Consider the following 20,773-nt stretch of genomic DNA (forward strand, 5'->3'; position numbering starts at 1 on the left):
GGAGCGCAGCGCAATCCGGGGTTCTATCGCGTGTTGATAAACTGTCCCGGATTACGCTTCGCTTCATCCGGGCTACGCAACTGCTGATCGCATCAGTCTCTAGCCCTGGCCGAGTGCGCGGACCGCTTCATCGACACTGCGGAAGACGTGGTCCCGCGGCAGGACATCGTAGAGATCAAAGCGCTCGAACGCGTACTGTGCGCGTGTGGACTCGAGCCGCGCCACCGCCACCGTCACGCCGTCATCGCGGCATTCGCGGAACAGGTCGCGGAGCGCCTGCGCTGCGGTGAAATCGATCTCGATCATGCCGCTGGCCTCGATCACCAGTAGCTGCGGCTTGGGTGTCGACGCTCCGACGGCCTTGAGCACGCCGCTCTGGAAGTCTTCCGCGTTGAGGAACGACAACGGCGCCTGCAGACCGACGACGGCAATGCCGGGCTTGCGCTCGCCGGTGACGTGCGGGCCCGCCGGCCACCAGATCGTGGTGCCGGGCACATGGACGAATTCCGCCAGCTGGCCCTGCGTCGTGGTCCAGATGCCGTGCAGCAGCGACAACGCGATGCCGATGGCAACACCTTGCTCGATCGGCAGCACGATGATCGCGGCTGCCGTCGCCACCACCAGCAGGAACTCATAGAACGACTGGCGGAAGATCTGGGCGATCTGCTTCACGCGGATGATGCGCAGCGCCACGAACAGCAGCACGCCGCCGAGCGCCGCATCGGGCACGTGCTGCAGCAGCGTCGCACCGAAGGCGAGCAGCGCGAGCACGATAGCCGCAGCAAACAGCCCCGAGAGCTGCGTGCGTCCGCCGGTCTCGGACACGATGCCGGTCCGTGGCGGACTGGCGTTTACGGGGAAAGCGCCGAACAGGCCAGCAAGCAGGCTGCCGGCACCGGCGCCGAGGAAGTCGCGATCGACGTCGGCCGGCTTGTCTGGATCTGACAGAAACGAGCGCGTCGTCGCCGCGGTCTGCACCATGACGACGACGGCGATCAGGATCGCCAGCGACAGCAATTTGATCCATCGCTCCGGCGCGATGTCCGGAAGCGATGGCTTTGGCAGCGACCCGGGCACGATGCCGACCACCTTGACGCCCTTGCTTTCGAGATGGCCGGCGATGACAGCGATGGTGGCGACGACAAGACCGATCAATGCGCCCGGAATCCGCGCGCTGATCTTCTCCGATCCGGCAACCAGCGCCAGCACGCCAAGGCCGATCGCCAGCGTATAGGCATTGGTCTGGCCGATCTTTTCTGTGAGGACCCCGAGCTTGTAGAGCGTCGGCCCGTCCGGCGTGGTCAGGCCGAGCACGCCGGGCAATTGCGAGACTAGGATGTGGACGGAAATGCCGGCGAGGAAGCCGACCGTGACCGGCGTCGACAGCAGATTGGCGATCCAGCCGAGCTTGAACAGGCCGCCGGCGATCATGATCGCGCCGACCATCAGCGCCAGGGCCATCGCCAACGACTGATAGTCGGGCGAGCCTGCGGTCGCCATCAGGGCCAGGCCGGCCGCGAAGATCGGCGTGATCGTGGAATCGGCGCCGCAGGACAGGAAGCGGTTGGCACCGAGCATCGCAAAGCCGAGCGAGCCGGCCATGAAGGCGAAGAAGCCGATCTGCGGCGAGAAGCCGCCGAGCCGCGCGGTCGCCATCTGCTCGGGGATCGCGATCGCGGCGAGGGTGAGCCCTGCTATCAAATCCCCGGGCAAATTGCTCGGCTGAAAGCCGGCCAGCGAACGGAAGATCGGCCAGCTGGCGCGTGTCGCGGGGGTTTGGGCCATCGGTCTCCGACTCATCTGGCGGCGAAGGGACCGGAATAGTCGGCCATCGCGTGGCCAAAAGCCAGCGGACGCGCGTGTGCAGGCGCGAAGAGCCTAAAGCGTTTTCGAGCGAAGTGGATACCGGTTCGCGTGAAGAAAACGCGTCAGAACAAAAACTAGAGCGCCATTCCGATTCAATCGGAACGGCGCTCTAGCCGATATTCTGCAGCGCCGGGAAGGTCTCCAGCAGCCAGACGCTGACACCAGACACCGCGCCGGTCAGGAAGCCGATGCCGGTGACGACCATCAGCACGCCCATCACGCGCTCGACGGTGTCGAGATGGCGCTTCATCCGCGCGAACAGCGAGGAGAACTGCTTGACCATGAAGGCGGCGAGCAGGAAGGGGATGCCGAGCCCGGCGGAATAGACCGCGAGCAGGCCGGCTCCCTTGGTCACCGTGGCCTGCGAGGCGGCGATCGAGAGGATCGCGGCCAGGATCGGCCCGATGCATGGCGTCCACCCGAAGGCGAATGCGAGGCCCATGACGTAGGCGCCCCACAGCCCGACCGGCTTGGGCGCGGTGAGCCGCCCTTCGCGCATCAACAGGCCGATCCGGGTGACGCCGAGGAAGTGCAGGCCCATGATGATGATGACGATGCCGGCGAGGATCGAGAGCTCGGCCGACCAGGCACGCACCAGCCCGCCGACAAACGACGCACTGGCGCCGAGCGCGACGAACACGGTGGAGAAGCCGAGCACGAACATCAGCGCCGCCGTCATCACCGCGCGCTTGGAGGCGGCGGTGTCGCCGTCCTGATTGACCTGCTCGATGGTCGCCCCGGTCAAATAGATCAGATAGGGCGGCACCAGCGGCAGCACGCAGGGCGACAGGAAGCTGACTAGGCCGGCGATCAAGGCGGCCGGGATCGAGACGTCGTGCATCAAAGGACCTTCGCAGAATAACCGTTCTGTCTTGGCGTCTACGCAGCCAACAATCCAGAAGTTTCGTCGCTAAAGCCTTCAACTATGGTCACAGGCCCGTGTCCGGCGCACTGGCGGGAACGGCACGACGGCGCGGCGCGCGAAATGCGGCCAAGGTTTGCCAGCTCGCGGAAAATGGCGCTATCGTTCGCGGATTGCGCGGCCGATCCACGGGAGAGCGGCATGAACGAGCACGATTTCGAAAGGCAATTGAAGGCCGACGGCTTCCAGGAAATCGAGCATCAGAAGCTTGATCCGCGCCCCGGCAAGGGACGGCACCGGCATCATTTCGAGATCCGCGGCCTGGTGATCTCCGGAACCTTTGTTATCAGGCAAACCGGCGAACCCGTCGCCTATCGCTCCGGGCGGGTATTTTCCGTTGCCGAGGGCGAATTGCACGATGAGTGGATCGAGGCCGGAGGCGCGCACGTTCTGGTCGGCCGGAAGTTTTCCGAGGGTAAGTCCTGAAGACCTAATGACGCGGTCGAGTGCGAACCTGCGTCCACACCACAACCGTCATCGCCCGGCTTGATCGGGCGATCCAGTACGCCGAGGCCTCTCGGCTCAAGCACTTGCTGTCTCTGGAATACTGGATCACCCGCTTTCGCGGGTGATGACACCGGTTGTTTGACATGTTGAGTCGAGAGCCCTCCTCACCGTCGTCCCGGCGAAGGCCGGGACCCATAACCCCAAATGCTGCTTGTTGTGCGATGCTGGAACGACGAGTCCCACCGGCAACATCCGCCGCGGCGTATGGGTCCCGGCTTTCGCCGGGACGACGATGTGGAGAGACAGGTGCGCTCATCACCGCTTGCGCATGCCTCCGCCCGATGTCGTCTCGAATTCCCGCCCCCGAATCCGCACCAGATCGTCGGCCGAGTTCTTCAGCAGATCCACCGTCGCCGCGCGCGCGGTCTCCGCATCTCCGGCCGCGATCGCATCCAGCACCGCGCGATGCTCGCGCAGCGCGCGCGGGCGGTGCGAGCCGGGGGCGGCGATCGTAAAACTCTGGCGCAGGGTGATCTCGAACATCTGGGCGATCGGCCAGAAGAACTCGTTGCGGGTCGCGAAATAGATCGCCTGGTGGAACGCGATGTCGGCGGCGACGAAGTCCTCGTTGGTCCTTGCCGCGTCCATGCCGTCGCATCCGGCGCGGATACGGGCGATGTCGTCTTCCCCGGCATGGGTCGCCGCCAGCGCCGCGGCTGCGGGCTCGACCGCGGAGCGCAGCTGGAACAGTTTTGCGAGATAGCGATCGATCTCCGCGGTCTCGAGGTGCCAGCGCAGCACGTCGGGATCGAGCTGATTCCATTGCTCGGGCGGCCGCACCCGCGTGCCGCTCTTGGGCCGCGACTCGATCAGGCCCTTGCCGGTGAGGGTGCGGATCGCCTCGCGCACCACGGTGCGGCTGACGTCCATCATCTCGCAGATCTGCATCTCCGGCGGCAGCGTCTCGCCGACACCGATCTCGCCGCGCACGATGCTGCTGCCGACCCGGTCGGTGACCTGGCTGTGCACGCTCCGGCGCAACGCGTTGGATGTCTGGAACATCGGATGCCTCGCTGGGGTTGGTGCCTGCGCCGCCGCCGAGCCGCGCTCTTGCACAACCGCATTTCATTTGTCATACATTATGACAAATGGCCTGCCAAGCTCGCGCCAGCCAGCGTCGCAGCCACAACAACGATCCGTTCCTGGGGAGGAGCACCATCATGACGTCGATGCGCGTGAGCCGCCGTATTGTGTTGCGGTCATCGGCCGCTGCCGCAGCGTGGCTCGTCGCCGCGCCCGCCATCATCGGCCGCGCCGAGGCTGCGACCATGAAGATGCGGTGCTCGTCGTCGCTTCCGAACGACCCCAAATACGCCAACGGCCGCGTCTACTACGACAACCTGGTCAAGAGCCTGAAGGCGAACGGGCTCGGCGAGCAGATCGAAGTCACCTTTTTCCCCGACAACCAGCTCGGCCAGGAGATCGACGTCATCAACTCGGTGAAGCTCGGGGTGATCGACCTGATGGTCTCGGGCTCGTCGATCTCAGCGAACCTCGTGCCGCTGGTCGGCACGTTCGACCTCGGCTACCTGTTCACCAGTTACCAGCAGCAGACCAAGGCGTTCGACGCCGGCGCGGCGAAGCCGATCGAGGATGCGCTGCTCAAGGGCGCCAGCATCCACATCATCGCCTGGGCCTATAATTTCGGTGCACGCAGCGTGCTGGCGAAGAAGCCGGTGAAGACGCCGGAAGATCTTGCCGGCCTGAAGATCCGCACGCTGCCCAACCCGATCATCACTGAATGCCTACGGTTGATGGGTGCGGCGGCGACGCCGCTGGCGTTCGGCGAGATTTACACGGCGCTGCAAGCCGGCGTGCTCGACGGTCTCGAGCACGATCCGCCGACCATCCTGGCCAGCAAGTTCTACGAGACGGCGAAGCACTACGCGCTGACCCAGCATATCTTCTCGCCGCTCGCGGTCTATTTCAGCGACACCACCTTCAACCGCATGGCCCCCAAGCTGCGCGAAGGCTTCCTTGATGCGGCGAAGACGGCCGCGGCCGATACCCGCGCGCATGGGCTCGCGGTGGAGAAGGAGGCGCTGGCGAGCCTGGTAGAGAAGGGCGTCACGGTGGTCGAATGCGACAAGGAGGCATTCCGCAAGCGCGTGCTGCCGCAGACCGACAATTTCATCAAGGCGCGGCCGGAGGCGAAGGCCGTCGTCGATCTGATCCGCGCCACCCAGGCCTGAGGTCGGCGCATGTCGGTCGCCGCGATTGCGACGAGAAGCAGCACTGATCGGATCACCGCGCCGCTGCTCGCCGTCAGTGACGCGATCGCCGCGATCCTGCTCGCCGCCGATCTCGTGGTGGTCTGCGTCTCGGTGCTGGCCCGCTTCCTGTTCAATGCGCCGGTCGAATGGTCCGACGACGTCGCCCGCGGCCTGATGGTCGGGTCGAGTTTCTTCGGCGCGGCCAGTGCGCTCGCACGCAGCGAGAATCTCGGCGTCGCCTTATTCGTCAACATGCTGCCGCCGGGCGTGCGACAGGTCGTCGACGCCGTCGGTGCGCTGCTGGTCACCATCATCGCCGGCACTGTTGCGTTCAACGCGATCAAGATGGGCTGGCTGACCACCGGGCAGACCTCCGGCTCCGGCCTGCCGCTGGAATGGACGTTCTATCCGATGGGCGTCGGTGCCGCGTTCATGACGGTGTTCGCGTTCGAGACGTTCTGCGGCCGGCCGTTGCGCGACATGGTGGCTGGCATCATCACGACGGCCGTCATCGTCGGTTTCTATCTGGCCTGGGACGCATTTGCGCCATCGTCGGTGCCGTCGTCGCAGACGCTGATGCTGATCGGCTTCTTCCTCACTTTGTTCGGCGGATTGCCGATCGGCTTTGCGCTGGCTCTGGCGGCGCTGATCTTCATCTGGGTCGAGGGCACGCTGCCGGGCGTGATCTTCGCCCAGCAGATGGCGCGCGGCATCGACAATTTCGTGTTGCTGGCGATCCCGTTCTTCATCCTGGTCGGCTATTTGATGGAAGCCAACGGCATGTCGGTGCGGCTGATCGAGCTGTTGCAGCGCGCGGTCGGGCGGATGCGCGGCGGGCTCAACGTCGTGATGGTGATGTCGATGGTGCTGTTCTCCGGCATCTCCGGCTCCAAGATGGCCGACGTCGCAGCGGTCGGCTCGGTGCTGATCCCGGCGGCGCGCCGCTCGCGGCAGAATCCGGGCGGCGCCGTGGCGCTGCTCGCGGCCTCCGCGGTGATGGCGGAAACCATTCCGCCCTGCATCAACCTGATCATTCTCGGCTTCGTCGCCAATCTCTCGATCGGCGGCCTGTTCGTCGCCGGCATGCTGCCGGCCGCGCTGATGGCGCTGGCCCTGATCGCGGTGTCGATCGTCTTCGGCAAGCGCCCGGAGGCAAGCGTCGAACCCGAGCCACGCGCCGCAGTATCTGGCCTGTGGACTGGCGCGATCGCCTCGTTCGGGCTGATCTTCATGATCTTCTTCGGCTTCAAGAGCGGCTTCGCCACCGCAACCGAGATCTCGGCCTTTGCCGCGGTCTACGCGATTGCCGTCGGCAGCCTCTTGTTCCGCGAACTCGGCGTGAAGAGCCTCGCGCATTGCTTCGTGCAATCGGCCGTTCGCTCGGGGCTGGTGCTGTTCATCGTTGCCGCCGCGCAATCGCTCGCCTTCATCCTGACGCTGCAGCAGGTGCCGCACGCAGTCGGCGAGCTCATGCTGGCGATATCGGGCAGCCATGGCATCTGGCTGTTCATGCTGCTGTCGATCCTGGTGCTGGTGGTGATGGGTTCGGTGCTCGAGGGCGCCGCAGCGCTGATTATCTTCGGCCCGCTGCTGCTGCCGGTCGCGGTCAAGCTCGGCATCGATCCGCTGCATTTCGGCGTCGTGCTCGTGATCGCGATGGGGCTCGGCTTGTTCGCGCCGCCGCTCGGGCTCGGTCTCTACGGCGCCTGCCTGATCGGCAATGTGCCGATCGAACAGACCATCAAGCCGATCGCGGGGTATCTCGGCCTGCTGCTGTTGTGCCTCTTGGTGATTGCCTTCGTGCCGGCGATCAGCACGGCGCTGCCGCATGCGCTTGGCTATTAGGGGAGACACTCATGAAGGTGCTGCTTGCCCATACCCCGCAGATGCGCCGCGACTGTTGCGGGCGCCCGTGACGCGTCGCTTTCACCAATCTGTCAGCCAAAGGTTGTATTTTTGCGATGAGTACTGTCGGTCGTGATGCGCCTGGTCAGGTCGTCCGGGATGGCGGTCTCGATGTGATCATCGCAGAAAAGGGATCAATTGACATGCGCACGATCGTGGCCGCTCTCGTGGCCTGGCTGACACTCACGCCTGCCTTTGCCGCGCAATATGACTGGAGCAACATGTGCTCCACATGGCATTTCAATCCGCAGAACGTTCGCGACCCGACGATCGTTTTCAACAATACCAGCCTGCCAAACTACGGTGTGTGCCCCGGCTACGATAACACTCCTTATGCTTTCACCCCGTGCAACTTCGCGCCCAATACTACGCCGGCGATGTGCTCGAACGGAACGGGACCGACCGATGCCTGCGCGTCGGTCTGGACGCAGATTCCGCTCGCGCAATTCGGTGTGCCTGCAACCGCAAAAGAGGTCCTGTTGACCGGTAATGCGTCGATCGCGGGACCGAACCAATGGACGGGGACCATCTACGCATGGTTTCGCAAGCCGGGATCGACATGGGCGCTGTCTCCGATCTTCGACGGTGGATACCGTTCGTCGCTTACAGTTCATGCGCCGGTTGGCCTCGTGAACGGCCTGCCGATGATTGAAATGGCATGGCGCGGCGAGGGGTTGACGCTGGCACCGGCACCCAATTACGACACTGCGACGCTCAATCTGATCCTCTCGGGGTGGTGCGAGTGATGATGCCGAAGCCGCCATGTCCTCGGGACAAACAGCCGTGAAAGTGCTGCTCGCCCATACCCCGCAGATGCGCCGCGATTATTACGGTGAGCGCAGCCTTAACGGCTTGCGCGCGGTCGCCGACGTCAGGCTGCACGAGGGGGACGGGGCGCTCGACGCGGCGGCACTGGTCGAGGCCGCCGCCGATGTCGACATCATCGTCGCCGATCGCATGACGCAGGGGCCGGGCCAAATCTTTCCCAAGCTACCAAAGCTGCGGGCCTTCGTGCGCTGTGCGGTCGATATCCGCAACATCGACGTGGGCGCGGCGTCCGCAGCCGGCGTGCTGGTGACGCAGGCGAGCGCCGGCTTCGTCCAGTCGGTTGCCGAGCTCGCGCTCGGCTTCATGGTCGATCTGTCGCGCGGCGTCTCCCGCGCGACAGCCGACTATCACGCCGGCAGGGCGCCCGAGGTCGTGATGGGCCGGCAGCTTGCGGGCAGCACGATCGGCATCATCGGCTATGGCAGCATCGGGCGCTATCTGGCCGGGATCGCCAAGGTGCTCGGCATGAACGTGCTGGTCGCCGATCCCTTCGCGGCCATCGATGACGCCGCGATCGCGCATCTGCTGCTCGACGACCTGCTGGCGCGCGCCGACTACGTCGTCTGCCTCGCGGTCGCCAATGCACAGACCGAGAACCTGATCGGGCGGGCCGCATTGGCGCGGATGCAGAAGCATGCGTTCTTCATCAACCTGTCGCGCGGCAATCTGGTCGACGAGGCGGCACTGGCGGAAGCGCTGCGCGACGGCCGCATCGCGGGTGCGGCGATGGATGTCGGCCGGGCGCCCGACCAGATGCCGACGCCGGAGCTCGCGAAGCTGCCCAATGTGATCGCAACGCCGCATGTCGGCGGCCTGACGCCGCAGGCGATCGAGCATCAGTCGTCGGAGACCGTGCGCCAGGTGGCGAAGATCGTCGCGGGCGAGGTGCCCGTCGGCGCCGTCAACGCCGAGCACTGGACGCGGCGGCCGCGGCTATGAAAGTTCAACAAGGCGCAATGCCGTCCGCGGGGCTGGACAAGAGCTTCGCATCCAGCCCAAACTTGCGCCCGTCAAACCGCGGCCGCTGAGCGCGCGGACAATCAATCAACGGACGTCCCGCAGCAAACGACGGGCGCCGAGAGGGAAACAGGGAGTGCATCACATGGCCATCTCACGCCGTGACGTTTTATTGGGCAGCGCCGGTGCTCTCGGTGCCGCATCGTTCTCCTTCCCCGCTCCCGCCATCGCACAATCGGAACCGATCAAGATCGGCTGTCTCGCGGCGATCACCGGCCCGAGCTCGGCGCCGACCGTCGGCTTCAATCGTGGCGTCAACTTCGCGGTCGATGCCATCAACGGCGCAGGCGGCGTCAAAGGCCGCAAGATCGAGCTCGTGATGCGCGACACCCAGGGCGATCCGACCAAGGCTGTCAATGCCACGCAGGAGCTGATCAGCCAGGCCAAGGTCCACGCGATCTGGGGCCCGCTGAATTCGGGCGAGGCGCTGGCGACCACGCCGATCATGGCGCGCGCGAAGATGCCGGATTTGCATCCCTGTGTCGTCGAGACCCTGATCGATCCGGTCAAGTTCCCCAATGCATTCCGCATCGCGCCGTCGAACAATCAATGGGACGACGCCGTGCGCAATTATTGCCTGAAGATCCTCAAGGTGAAGAAGGTCGCCGTGATCGGCGACACCACCGGCTATGGCGTCACCGCGGTCGGCGCCTCGGTCGCGCCGTTCAAGAAGGACGGCGCTGAAGTCGTGTATCAGGCCAACATCGATTCCACGCAGCCCGACATGACGCCGGACATGCTGCGCGCCAAGAACGCCGGCGCCGAGGCGATCGTGGTGTGGAGCGTCTCGACCGGCATGGAGGCGCGCATGTTCAACACCCGCGCCGCGATGAACTGGGACGTTCCCTTCGTCGGCCATCCCTCGATGGCGTCGGGCGAGCTTGCGAACCTCGTTGCAAAACCCGAGAACTGGAAGAAGGTCTATGCGATCGGCTACAAGAGCTGCAGTTATGACAGCGCCGGCAAGCTGCCGCCGAAGAGCGAGGAGCTGGTCGCTCGGCTGACCAAGGCCAATGTCGCGCTGAACGATACGCTGTTGTGGTGGGTCGCGGGCGGCATCGACTGCATCGAGCTGATCGCGAAGGCGGTTGCGGAGAGCGGCTCGACCGACAGCGCAGGGATTATCAAGTACTGGAATTCGCTCTCGACCTATCCCGGCTATTTCGGCAATTACCGCTTCTCACCGACCGAGCATAACGGCTATTTGACCGAAGAGATCGTGATGTCGGAATCCTCTACCGCGAAGAACGGCACCTTCGCGCTGGCGCCGGGATACACATAGAAGGGCGAGGGCGCAGCCGATGCTGGCCTCGATCCTTGCATCCGGTCTCGCGGCGGGCGCGATCTACGCGCTGGTCGGCGTCACCTACAACACGATGTTCTCGACCTCGCGGGTGATGAGCTTCACCGCCGGCCAGCTTGCGATGCTGGGCGGGGTGTTCGGCTCGATGTTCACGCTGAAGCTCGGCCTGCCGATCGCTGTCGGCTTCGTGCTGACGCTGCTCTGCTGCGCGGTGATCGGGATCGTCACCGAATTCGTCGCGGTGCGGCCGGTGCTCAAGAGCCTCGACCAGCATCTCTACGTGCTCTCGACCCTCGCGGTCGCGCTGATGATCCAGCAAGTCACGGCGATCAAATGGGGCACCGAGCCGCAGCCGTTCCCGCGCATCGCAGGATTCGGCGAGGGTGTGCTGGATGAAAAGTTCTGGCTGCCCGTCGTGGCCTGTGCCGTCACCATCATCGGCCTCGAATATCTCTACCGCCGCACGCTGGTCGGCCGCGCGTTCCTCGCCATCGCGGAAGATAATTTCGCGGCCCGGGCGCTCGGCCTGCCGGAGCGCAATCTGCGCGTCGCGAGCTACGCGCTCGCCGGAATGGTCGGCGGCATCGCCGGATTCTCCGGCGGGCAGCTGCTGCTGGCTTTCTTCGCCAATGGCGCACTGCTCAATTTCTACGGCTTCGTGCCGGTGGCGCTCGGCGGGCTCGGCAACAACCGCGGCGCGATCATCGGCGGCTCGGCGCTCGGTTTGTTCCAGCAGGCGGCGAATTTCCTGGTCGGCGGCATCTTCTCCTCGGTCGCGGTGTTCACGCTGTTCATCGTGGTGCTGCTGGCTGCTCCCCAGGGGTTGTTCGGCGCGTCGACCGCGCGGAGGGTGTGATGACCTCGGTCGCAGCCGCTCCGCCTCGGACCGACAGCGGCGCATGGCGCGCCGCGCTGCCGCACATCCTGCCGTTCCTCGGCATCCTCGTGCTGGCCGTGCTGCTGCCCTTCGTCAGCAATGATTACTGGGTGTTGATCGGCACCCGGATGGCGATCTACTGGGTGCTGGTGTCCGGCCTCAATCTCGTGGTCGGCTTTGCCGGTCACCTCGCGATCGGCTATGTCGCGCTGCTGACGCTCGGCGCCTACACGACCAGCGTGCTGGTCGCCGGCAACGTGATGCCGGCCATTCCGGTGTTTGCCGCTTTGCCGGTCGCGGGCCTGATCGGCGCGATCTTCGGCGTGATCGTCGGCCTGCCCGCCCTGCGCCTGCGCACCTTCTATTTCGCGATGTCGACCTTGGGCTTTGCGACTATCGTGACCCAGATCGCGCTGGCCTGGCAGAGCGTGACCGGCGGCGGCATCGGCATTGCCGGTCCCGAATTCCCGGCGCCGTTCAACACGCCGTGGGGCTTCTACGCCCTCTGCATCGCGTTTGCCGCATTCACCACCTGGATGAGCGCCAACGTCGCGCGCAGCCGCTTCGGCCGCGCCCTGATCGCGGTGCGCGACGCCGAAGTCGCCGCCGAGGCCAGCGGCATCTCCAAGCCGAACATGCTGATCGCGATTTTCTTGTTCGCCGGTGCGCTGGCGGCGGTCGCCGGCGGCTTGTTCGCGACGCTGCAGACCTACATCACGCCCGACGCCTTCACCTTCGATCTCTCGGTGCTGTTCTTCATCGCGATCCTGATCGGCGGCCGCGGCTCGATCCTCGGCCCGATGCTCGGCACCATCATCCTGACCATCCTGCCCGAGATCGCGGCGCCGCTGGCGGCGTGGTCGACCTTCCTCTACGCGGTGCTGCTGCTCCTGATCGTGCTGGTGATGCCCGGCGGCATCGCGGCGCTGCTCGATTTCCGCAACCGCCGTCCGCTCGCCAGCAACCGCGCCATCGTGCCGCGCCCGGCCGCGCTCGCCGACATCGTGCGCCGGCGCGACGGTGGCAAGACGCTGCAGCTGCGCGGCATCGCGCTGAGCTTCGGCAATGTGAAGGCGATCGACGGCCTCGATCTCGATGTCGCGTCCGGCCAGATCCACGGCCTGATCGGCCCGAATGGCAGCGGCAAGACCACCACCCTGAACGTGATCTCGGGCTACTACGCCGCGAAGGCCGGCACCATGACGCTCGGCGACGAGACGCTGCCCGCGGGCCAGCCGGTCAAGCGCGCCGCTTGCGGCATCGCGCGCACCTTCCAGACGCCGCGCGTGATCGGCGAAGCCTCGGTGCTCGAGAATGTCATGATCGGCGGCTCGATCGAGGGCCGGGCCAACTTCGTCGAGGCGATGCTTGCGCTGCCGCGCAACGGCGCCGACGAACGTATGCTGGCCGCGAAGGCGCGGGCGCTGCTCGGCGTCGTTGGCCTCGAGGCGCTCGCCGATGTGCGCGCCGATCGGCTGCAGCACAGCGAGCTGCGCTTCATCGAGATCGCGCGGGCGCTGATGCTCGATCCGGATTTCCTGCTGCTCGACGAGCCCGCGGCAGGTCTCTCCAACGACGAGATCGAGCGGCTCGCCAGCTTGATCAAGGCGGTGTGCGGCCGCGGCACCGGCGTACTGCTGGTCGAACATCATGCCGATCTGATCTTCGATATCTGCCACCAGGTCACCGTGCTCAATCTCGGCCGCACGCTGGCAGCGGGAACGCCGGCGGAGATCCGCGTCCACAAGGAGGTCGTCAGTGCTTACCTCGGCGGCTGAACCTCTGCTTAAAGTGGGCGTGCTGGAATCCGGCTACGGCAAGATCCGCGTGCTGCACGGCATCGACATGACGATTGCGGCCGGCGAGGTCGTCGCGCTGCTCGGTCCCAACGGCGCCGGCAAGACCACGCTGCTGCGCGCGATGTCGGGTCTGTTGCCCGTCACTGCCGGGCAGGTCAGGTTCGGCGGCAACGATATGACCAACGCCACGCCGCGCGATGCGGCGCGGGCCGGGCTCGTGCACGTGATCGAAGGCCATCGCGTGTTCACGCAGATCTCCGTGACCGACAATTTGCTGCTCGCCGGCTACGACCTGCCACGCGCCGAACGCGCCGTGCGCGTCGAGGAGGCATTGTCATTCTTTCCCGAGATCGCCGAGAAGCGGCATGAGCGCGGCGGCGCGCTGTCAGGCGGGCAACAGCAGATGCTGACGGTGGCGCAGGGGCTGGTCCGCCGGCCACGGCTCCTGATGCTCGACGAGCCTTCCGCGGGACTGTCGCCGGTGCTGGTCGATCGTGTTCTCAACGTCATCGGCCGGCTGCGTGAGCAGGGCACCTCCGTGCTGCTTGTCGAACAGCTGCTCGAGAAGGCGTTGGCCTGTGCCGATCGGGTCTACGCGCTGGTGCAGGGCGCGATCGCGCTGGAGGCTGTGACCGGCGAAAGCGATCTCGCGCACCGGCTCGAGCGCGCCTATTTCGGCCATGAAAGCCACGCGCTGAGCGGTTGATGGAAATCGCGGGCATCGACAGTTCAATTCAGGTCTGACACAAGGTGGTCATGCGGCTTCCCTTCTTCTACGGCTGGATCATCGTCGCGGTGACCTTCGTCACCATGGCGATCGGCGTCAACGCACGGACGGCATTCTCGCTGTTCTATCCGCCGATCATCTCCGAGTTCGGCTGGGAGCGCGGCGTCACCGCGGGCGCATTCTCGTTCGGGTTTGTCGCCTCCGCGATCGCGAGCCCGCTGATCGGCCGCCTGATGGACCGCCGCGGTCCGCGCGCGGTGATGGAGCTCGGAGTCCTGTTGATGAGCTCGGGCCTGCTGCTGGCGCCGCTGACCACCCAGCCCTGGCACCTCTATCTCACCATCGGCGTGCTGGTCGGCTCCGGCAGCGTCTGCCTCGGCTATTCCGGCCAATCGCTGTTCGTGCCGAACTGGTTCATCCGCCGCCGCGGGCTGGCGATCGGACTCGCCTTCGCCGGCGTCGGCATCGGCTCGGTGACGTTGCTGCCATGGGTGCAGCACATGATCGAGCACACCGGCTGGCGTACCGCCTGCACCGCGATGGGGATCGTGGTGCTGGTCGTGCTCGCGCCGATCAACCTGTTGCTGCACAAGCGGCCCGAGGACATCGGTCTGCAGCCGGACGGCGATGCCGCGCCGACGGCGACGTCGGCCAGGCCGGCATCGAATATCGTCGATCCGGTGTGGGCCGGCACCGACTGGACGCTACCGCGCGCGCTGCGCACCGCGCGGTTCTGGTGGATCGCGATCGGTTATTTCTGCGGCCTGTACATCTGGTACGCGGTGCAGGTGCATCAGACCAAATTCCTGCTCGACATCGGCTTCAGCTCCAATGTCGGCGTTTGGGCGCTTGGCGTCGTCAGCCTGCTCGGCATTCCCGGCCAGATCTGGCTCGGGCATTTGTCCGATCGCATCGGCCGCGAATGGGTGTGGGCGATCTCCTGCTTCGGCTTCGTGATCTGCTTTGCCGCGCTCGCCGCGCTGAAATACTGGCCGAGCATGGCGCTGATCTATCTCATGGTCTTCACGCAGGGCGCGCTCGGCTACGGCCTGACTTCCGTGATGGGACCGGTGGTGCTCGAGATCTTCCAGGGCAAGCATTACGGCAGCATCTTCGGCACCGTGATGCTGGCTGCGCTCGCCGGCGGCGCCGCAGGCCCGTGGATCACGGGACAGCTCTATGATCTCTCGGGCAGCTATACCAGCGCGTTCCTGCTCGGCATTGCCGTCAGCCTGCTGTCGGCACTCGCGATCTGGCAGGCTTCGCCGCGCAAGGTCCGCGCCGTCGCCGGGCAAATGCACAAGGTCGCCAGCGCGGCCTGACGCTTCAGGCGGATGAAACGCCGATCGCCCGCTGCAGGTCGGTGATCGCGCGCAGGCAACTGTCGGCGGGTGTGGTGTCCGGATCGATCAGGCGGTGCAGGCGGAAGCCGTCTTCCAGCGCCAGCACGATCGCGCCGGTCCAGTCCGGATTGAGTCTGGCGTTCCTGCCGCTGTTCTTCTGCGCGGTCTCGACTATGTCGGCGATCAGCTTGCGCCGCGCGCGCAGGCGCTTGGCGAGTTCGGGGCGGCGCTTCTCGGCGCGCGCCACGAACAGGATCATCTCCATGTGCAGGAGGGGCGAGCGCCCGAGCGGATCCTGCCGGCTGCGATCCACGGTGCGCAGTGCCTCCAGGAAGTCGGCGAGGTCGCTGTGCTTGGCGAGCAGATCGAGATTGCGCCGGATCGATTGCTCGACGTGATCCTCGAGCATCGCGAAGATCAGCTCGTCCTTGCTCTTGAAGTTCGAATAGAACGCGCCGCGGGTGAAGCCCGCCGCGGCCGCGATCGCCTCGATGCTGGCGCCGCCGATGCCCTGTTCCTCGAACACCCGCGCCGCTGCCTCGAACAGCTTCTCGCAGGTGTCGTCCCGTGTCGGTCTGGTTCGAACCCTTGACATCGGCGCATTTTAGGGCAGAATGCAACTCGATACAATAGTGTATCGAATTTCAGAACCAGAACAGCCGCACATTTGTGGTGCGGTCTTGAGGATGACACCAAGGCGCACCACGCTACATGCACTGGTGCAGCGAGCGAACGAGGTCACCATGAACGAGCAAGTTCAGCCGGCCAGCGGCGATCCGCTTTTCAATCCACTGGCACCCGAATTCATTCGCAATCCCTATCCGTATTATGAGCGGCTGCGCCGCCTAGATCCGATGCATGTCAACGCGCACGGCGCGTTCGTCGCCAGCCGCCACGCGGAGGCGAGCCTCGTGCTGCGCGACAAGCGGTTCGGCAAGGATTACGTCGAGCGCTCGATCCGCCGCTACGGCCCCAAGATCATGGACGAGCCGGTCATCCGCAGCATGAGCCACTGGATGCTGCAGCAGGATCCGCCGGATCACACAAGGCTGCGCGGCCTCGTCGTGAAGGCGTTCACCGCACGCCGGGTCGAGGACATGCGCCCGCGCATCCAGCACGTCGTCGACGAGACGCTCGACCGCATCATTCCGCAGGGGAAGATGGATCTGATCGAGGATTTCGCGTTCCGCCTGCCGGTGACGATCATCTGCGACATGCTCGGCATCCCGGAGGAGCATCGCGATGCCTTCTACAACGGCTCGCGCGACGGCGGACGCCTGCTCGAGCCGGTGCCGCTGTCGGCGGAGGAGATCAAGCAGGGCAACGCCGGCAATGCGATGGCCGCGATGTACTTCCACCAGCTGTTCGAGCTGCGCCGCAAGCAGCCCGGTGACGACCTCACCACCCAGCTGGTGCAGGCCGAGGAGAACGGCCAGAAGCTGACCAACGAGGAACTGACCGCCAACATCATCCTGCTGTTCGGCGCCGGTCACGAGACGACCGTTAACCTGATCGGCAACGGCCTGCTCGCGCTGTTCCGCAACCCGGACCAGCTCGCGTTGCTGAAGGCCAATCCCGGCCTGATCACCAACGCGATCGAGGAGTTCCTGCGCTACGATTCCTCGGTCCAGCTGACCGGCCGCGTCGCGCTGGAAGACATCGAGGATCTCGGCGGCAAGCGCATCCCGAAGGGGGAAAGCGTGCTGTGCCTGCTGGGCTCGGCCAATCACGACGAGGCCGTCTATCCCGACCATCCCGAAAAGCTCGACATCCAGCGGCCGAACGTGAAGCCGCTGTCGTTCGGCGGCGGCATCCATTTCTGCCTCGGCGCCCAGCTGGCGCGGATCGAGGCCGAAATCGCGATCTCGACGCTGCTGCGCCGGATCCCCGACCTGCGGCTGGATGACGCGGAAAATCCGGAGTGGCGGCCGACCTTCGTGCTGCGCGGGCTGAAGCGGCTCCCGGCGAGCTGGTGACATTCCGGATCGGCGGCAGGGCGGCGTTCCTGCCGCGACGGCCGGAGCGCACGCACGCTTGAACGGAAATCCACATTCCACCTGACCTCGCAGCGGTAAAGCCGCTGTGACTTCGCCATACTTGTCTCTATATTTGGGTTGCTCCGGCCAAGGGTTGGCAAAGGGTTCAGCATAAGGAGGCTGCCGCGGAGCGGGCTCAAAGGGAGACACCGTGCAGACGACGCTGCTCGGCCTGGCAATCGCCTTCATTCTGGCACTGGTCGCTGCGCTGGTCGGTCCATATTTCGTAGACTGGAACCAGTTCCGGCCGCAGTTCGAGGCGGAGGCGTCCAAGATCATCGGCGCGCCGGTTCGCGTCGCCGGCAATCTCGACGCGCGCCTGCTGCCCGCTCCCTCGCTCCGGTTGAAAACCGTCACCGTCGGCGGCGCCAACGACATGGGCAAGGTCCGGGCCGCCAATCTCGACGTCGAGTTCAGCCTGAGCTCCCTGATGCGCGGCGAAGTGCGCGCGAACGAGCTGACTATCAATGGCCTGTCGCTCGATCTCGGGCTCGACCCGAAGGGGCGGATCGACTGGTCGCCATCGAGCGGGACCTTCAATCTGGCGTCGCTGGCGATCGACCGTCTCAATCTGACCGGCCGCGTCGCGCTGCACGATGCCGCGAGCCGCAGCACGCTCGAGCTGAACGACATTGCCTTCAGCGGCGATGTCCGCTCGCTGGCCGGCGCGATCCGCGGCGACGGCAATTTCATGTTCGACGGCAACCGCTACCCGTTTCGGATCTCCTCGGGGCAAAGCGCTGATGGCAGCGGCACCCGCCTGCACTTCAACATCGATCCCGGTCAGCGGCCGGTGTCGGCCGACCTCGACGGCATCCTGACCTTCGAAGCCCGCGCGCCGCGGTTCGAGGGCACCGTGACGCTGGCGGGTACGCCGGGCCAGCGCGGCGGCAGCGACATGCCGTCCTGGCGGATCGCCGCCAAGGTCAAGTCGGACTATTCGGCGGCACGCCTCGACCAGGTCGAGGTGAGCTATGGCGCCGAGGACCGCGCGCTGAAGCTCGCGGGCAATGGCGATCTGCGGTTCGGCACATCGCCGCTGCTGCGCGCCTCGCTCGCGGCGCGGCAGCTCGATGGCGACAAGTTCGCCGCCAAAGATAGCGGCAAGGACAGCGGCAACGGCAATGTCGAGCCGGTGCGCGTGCTGCCGGCCATGCGCGCGGTGTTGTCGGGTCTTCCGCAAAGCCCGATCCCGGCGCAGGTCGAGTTCACGTCCGAGCAGGTCATGCTCGGCGGCCGCCCGTTGCAGGACATTTCGGCCGAGCTGCAATCGGATGCGAAATCATGGACGGTGCGCCGGCTGGAGTTTCGCGCGCCGGGATCGACGCGGGTCTCGATGAGCGGCGCCAGCGCGCAAGCCGGGGTCGCGAACAGTTTCAAGACCGCGCTCAACATCGAATCGTCCGATCCCGATACGCTGATGACCTGGCTGCAGGGGCGGGGCGACATCGCCTATCGCAGCCAGAAGCCGCTCCGCTTGCGCGGCGACGTCACGGTGTCGCCATCAGGCTTTTCGATCGACGCCATGAAGGCGGAGATCGAGGGCGGCGCGCTTGAGGGCCGCATCGCGGTCGCGCATCGCGAGGCGACGAGCGGATCGAAGGTCGAGGCACAGTTGAAGGCGGAGCGGCTCGATCTCGATGCGACCGCGGCGTTCATCCGCTCGCTGGCTGGTCCGCAGGCCGAATGGCCCGACGAGGCGCAGCTGTCGCTCGACGTCGGGCGCGCAATCTCCTCCGGGCAGGAATTGCGGCCGCTGCTGGCGAAGATCGCCTACAGCCCGAAGAGCATCGTGCTCGAGCGCGTGAAGATCGGTCAGCCCGACAATGTCACGCTGGACGGCAGCGGCAATTTCGACCGCGCCAATTCGACCGGCAAGCTCGCGGTCGACGCGACCGCCGCCTCGCTCGCCCGGCTGACCGCCGTCGTTCAGCCCTTTGCGCCGGCGCTTGCCGCGCGGCTCGGCGTGCTCCGCGCGGATGCCGGTCCGGTCCGCGCCAAGCTCGCACTCGACCTCGGCAAGGGCAAGGCCGCGGATCGCGTCAGCGCGCGCGCGACGCTCGATCTCGACACGCCGCAGCTCAAGGGCAATACGGTAATCTCTGCGGCGCCGCCTGTCGCTGCGATACGTGCGCTGGATTTCGACGCGCTTCGCCGCAGCGACGTGACAGCCGAGGCGAAAGTCTCCGCCGCCGAGGGCAATGCGCTGCTAGCGCTGCTTGGGCTCGACCATGCGGTCGCAGCCGGCGCGGGCGCGACGCAATTCGAAGGCATCGTGACCGGGGCGTGGCTCGCGCCGCTGCGGCTCAAGGCCAGGCTCTGGGGCGCGGGGCTCGACGTGGATGCGGAAGGGACTGCCGAACCGTGGACCAAGGACGGCGCCAGCGAGAGCAAATCGAGCGTCAGCCTCCGTGTCCGCAGCGCCGACATCAGTCCGCTGCTCAATCTGAAATCATCCGATCCGGTAGCGAACATCCGCCTGTCATCGAAGCTAACGCTCGCGGGCGACAAACTGACCTTCGACGATCTCGACAGCATCGTCGCCGGTTCACGGCTGCGCGGCCGACTGGCGCTGACGCTCGGCGATCAGAAAAGCGTCGATGGTGAAGTCGGTCTCGATCAGATCTCGCTCGCGCCGATCTTCGTTGCTGCGATCGGTGCGGCTGGGCACGATGCGACGGAGCCGCTCGGCCAGGGGCTGACGAGCGCTTGGCGCGGCAAGGTGACGTTCGAAGCGCTGCACGGTCTGCTGCCGGGCGGCGCCGAGCTGCAGCCGGTCAGCGGCACCATCAGGTCGGACGGGCAGTCGCTGACCTTTGACGGCATCAAGGGCAAGATCGGCGGCGGCGAGGCCAGCGCTTCCATCGATGCGCGACAGGGCGTCAATGGACTTGCCTTGAATGCAAATGTGCAGCTGTCGGGCGTCGACGCTTCGGCCCTGCGCTATCGCAGTCTCGCGATGCCCAAGGGACGTGCCGCGATGCAGATGACGTTGTTGACGCAGGGCCGCAGCGCTTCGGCGCTGATCGGCGCGTTGTCCGGCAGCGGTGCCGTGACGCTCGAGGGGCTGAACCTTCCGGGCCTCGATCCGCGTGCGTTCGACGTCGCGATCCGCGCCAGCGATTCCGGGCAGGCGACCGACGATACGCGGTTGAGGCAGATCGTCGAACCGGCGCTCGTGGCAGGTCCGCTGTCGGTCGCTTCGGCGCAAATTCCCTTCAACATCCGCGACGGCCGCATCCGGGTCGGAGCCACCACGCTCGCGGCGAGCGGTGCCAACGTGATCCTGTCCGGCGGCTACGACATTCCGGCCGACCAGGCCGACATCCGCGCCGCACTGGCATCGACGCAGGTCGGCACCGCGAACAGCCGTCCGGAAATCCAGCTGCTCGCCGTCGGCACGCCCGACGGATTGTCGCGCAGCATCGAC

16 protein-coding genes are annotated in these 20,773 nt (G+C 65.9%); 12 read left to right on the forward strand and 4 right to left on the reverse strand.

The features are described from left to right. Positions 1-99: 99 nt before the first annotated feature. Together QMZ05_RS05950 and QMZ05_RS05955 are read right to left on the reverse strand one after the other, a co-directional pair. Positions 100-1,785, reverse strand: a complete 1,686-nt coding sequence (locus QMZ05_RS05950; RefSeq protein WP_353699932.1) for a SulP family inorganic anion transporter — start codon at positions 1,783-1,785, stop codon at positions 100-102. A gap of 190 nt (positions 1,786-1,975) precedes the next feature. After that, a complete protein-coding gene (locus tag QMZ05_RS05955; RefSeq protein WP_146990579.1) occupies positions 1,976-2,707 on the reverse strand; it encodes a cytochrome c biogenesis protein CcdA in 732 nt (243 codons plus the stop codon). A gap of 222 nt (positions 2,708-2,929) precedes the next feature. Between QMZ05_RS05955 and QMZ05_RS05960 the strand changes: the two genes are divergently transcribed. Continuing rightward, positions 2,930-3,214, forward strand: coding sequence for a hypothetical protein (locus QMZ05_RS05960; protein ID WP_353699933.1), 285 nt, complete (start codon positions 2,930-2,932; stop codon positions 3,212-3,214). Between the two features lie 336 nt (positions 3,215-3,550). Here QMZ05_RS05960 and QMZ05_RS05965 read toward each other — a convergent pair whose 3' ends face one another. Further along, the gene (locus QMZ05_RS05965; RefSeq protein WP_353699934.1) at positions 3,551-4,297 is read right to left on the reverse strand and encodes a FadR/GntR family transcriptional regulator; all 747 of its coding nucleotides are present in this window, start codon (positions 4,295-4,297) and stop codon (positions 3,551-3,553) included. Positions 4,298-4,455: 158 nt separating this feature from the next. Here QMZ05_RS05965 and QMZ05_RS05970 point away from each other — a divergent pair, with 158 nt between their 5' ends. The 9 genes from QMZ05_RS05970 to QMZ05_RS06010 all read left to right on the forward strand — a co-directional run bounded on the left by QMZ05_RS05970 (position 4,456) and on the right by QMZ05_RS06010 (position 15,286). Further along, the gene (locus QMZ05_RS05970; protein WP_353699935.1) at positions 4,456-5,487 is read left to right on the forward strand and encodes a TRAP transporter substrate-binding protein; all 1,032 of its coding nucleotides are present in this window, start codon (positions 4,456-4,458) and stop codon (positions 5,485-5,487) included. Positions 5,488-5,496: 9 nt separating this feature from the next. After that, entirely contained in the window at positions 5,497-7,353 is a 1,857-nt protein-coding gene (locus QMZ05_RS05975) for a TRAP transporter large permease subunit (RefSeq protein ID WP_353699936.1), read from the forward strand. Positions 7,354-7,469: 116 nt separating this feature from the next. Continuing rightward, positions 7,470-8,159, forward strand: coding sequence for a hypothetical protein (locus QMZ05_RS05980; protein WP_353699937.1), 690 nt, complete (start codon positions 7,470-7,472; stop codon positions 8,157-8,159). Positions 8,160-8,196: 37 nt separating this feature from the next. Further along, positions 8,197-9,180 carry an NAD(P)-dependent oxidoreductase gene (locus QMZ05_RS05985; RefSeq protein ID WP_353699938.1) on the forward strand — a complete coding sequence of 328 codons (984 nt, stop codon included), beginning with the start codon at positions 8,197-8,199 and terminating at the stop codon, positions 9,178-9,180. Positions 9,181-9,343: 163 nt separating this feature from the next. Then, entirely contained in the window at positions 9,344-10,540 is a 1,197-nt protein-coding gene (locus tag QMZ05_RS05990) for an ABC transporter substrate-binding protein (RefSeq protein WP_353699939.1), read from the forward strand. A 19-nt stretch (positions 10,541-10,559) separates the two neighbouring features. Beyond that, the gene (locus QMZ05_RS05995; protein ID WP_353699940.1) at positions 10,560-11,417 is read left to right on the forward strand and encodes a branched-chain amino acid ABC transporter permease; all 858 of its coding nucleotides are present in this window, start codon (positions 10,560-10,562) and stop codon (positions 11,415-11,417) included. Then, positions 11,417-13,216 carry a branched-chain amino acid ABC transporter ATP-binding protein/permease gene (locus tag QMZ05_RS06000; RefSeq protein WP_353699941.1) on the forward strand — a complete coding sequence of 600 codons (1,800 nt, stop codon included), beginning with the start codon at positions 11,417-11,419 and terminating at the stop codon, positions 13,214-13,216. Before QMZ05_RS05995 ends, QMZ05_RS06000 begins: the two co-directional genes overlap by 1 nt. Further along, complete coding sequence (locus tag QMZ05_RS06005) at positions 13,197-13,943, forward strand: ABC transporter ATP-binding protein (protein ID WP_353699942.1); 747 nt, start codon at positions 13,197-13,199, stop codon at positions 13,941-13,943. Before QMZ05_RS06000 ends, QMZ05_RS06005 begins: the two co-directional genes overlap by 20 nt. A 50-nt stretch (positions 13,944-13,993) precedes the next feature. Beyond that, entirely contained in the window at positions 13,994-15,286 is a 1,293-nt protein-coding gene (locus QMZ05_RS06010) for an MFS transporter (protein WP_353699943.1), read from the forward strand. A gap of 4 nt (positions 15,287-15,290) precedes the next feature. Here QMZ05_RS06010 and QMZ05_RS06015 read toward each other — a convergent pair whose 3' ends face one another. Further along, a complete protein-coding gene (locus tag QMZ05_RS06015; protein ID WP_146990564.1) occupies positions 15,291-15,902 on the reverse strand; it encodes a TetR/AcrR family transcriptional regulator in 612 nt (203 codons plus the stop codon). Positions 15,903-16,050: 148 nt separating this feature from the next. Between QMZ05_RS06015 and QMZ05_RS06020 the strand changes: the two genes are divergently transcribed. Both QMZ05_RS06020 and QMZ05_RS06025 read left to right on the forward strand, forming a co-directional pair. Next, positions 16,051-17,283 carry a cytochrome P450 gene (locus QMZ05_RS06020; RefSeq protein WP_353699944.1) on the forward strand — a complete coding sequence of 411 codons (1,233 nt, stop codon included), beginning with the start codon at positions 16,051-16,053 and terminating at the stop codon, positions 17,281-17,283. A gap of 211 nt (positions 17,284-17,494) precedes the next feature. After that, positions 17,495-20,773 (forward strand): AsmA-like C-terminal region-containing protein (locus QMZ05_RS06025; protein ID WP_353699945.1); only part of this gene is annotated, 3,279 nt, incomplete at its 3' end.

Origin of the sequence: Bradyrhizobium sp. INPA03-11B (assembly GCF_040446015.1) — a bacterium.
Lineage (GTDB): Bacteria > Pseudomonadota > Alphaproteobacteria > Rhizobiales > Xanthobacteraceae > Bradyrhizobium > Bradyrhizobium macuxiense_A.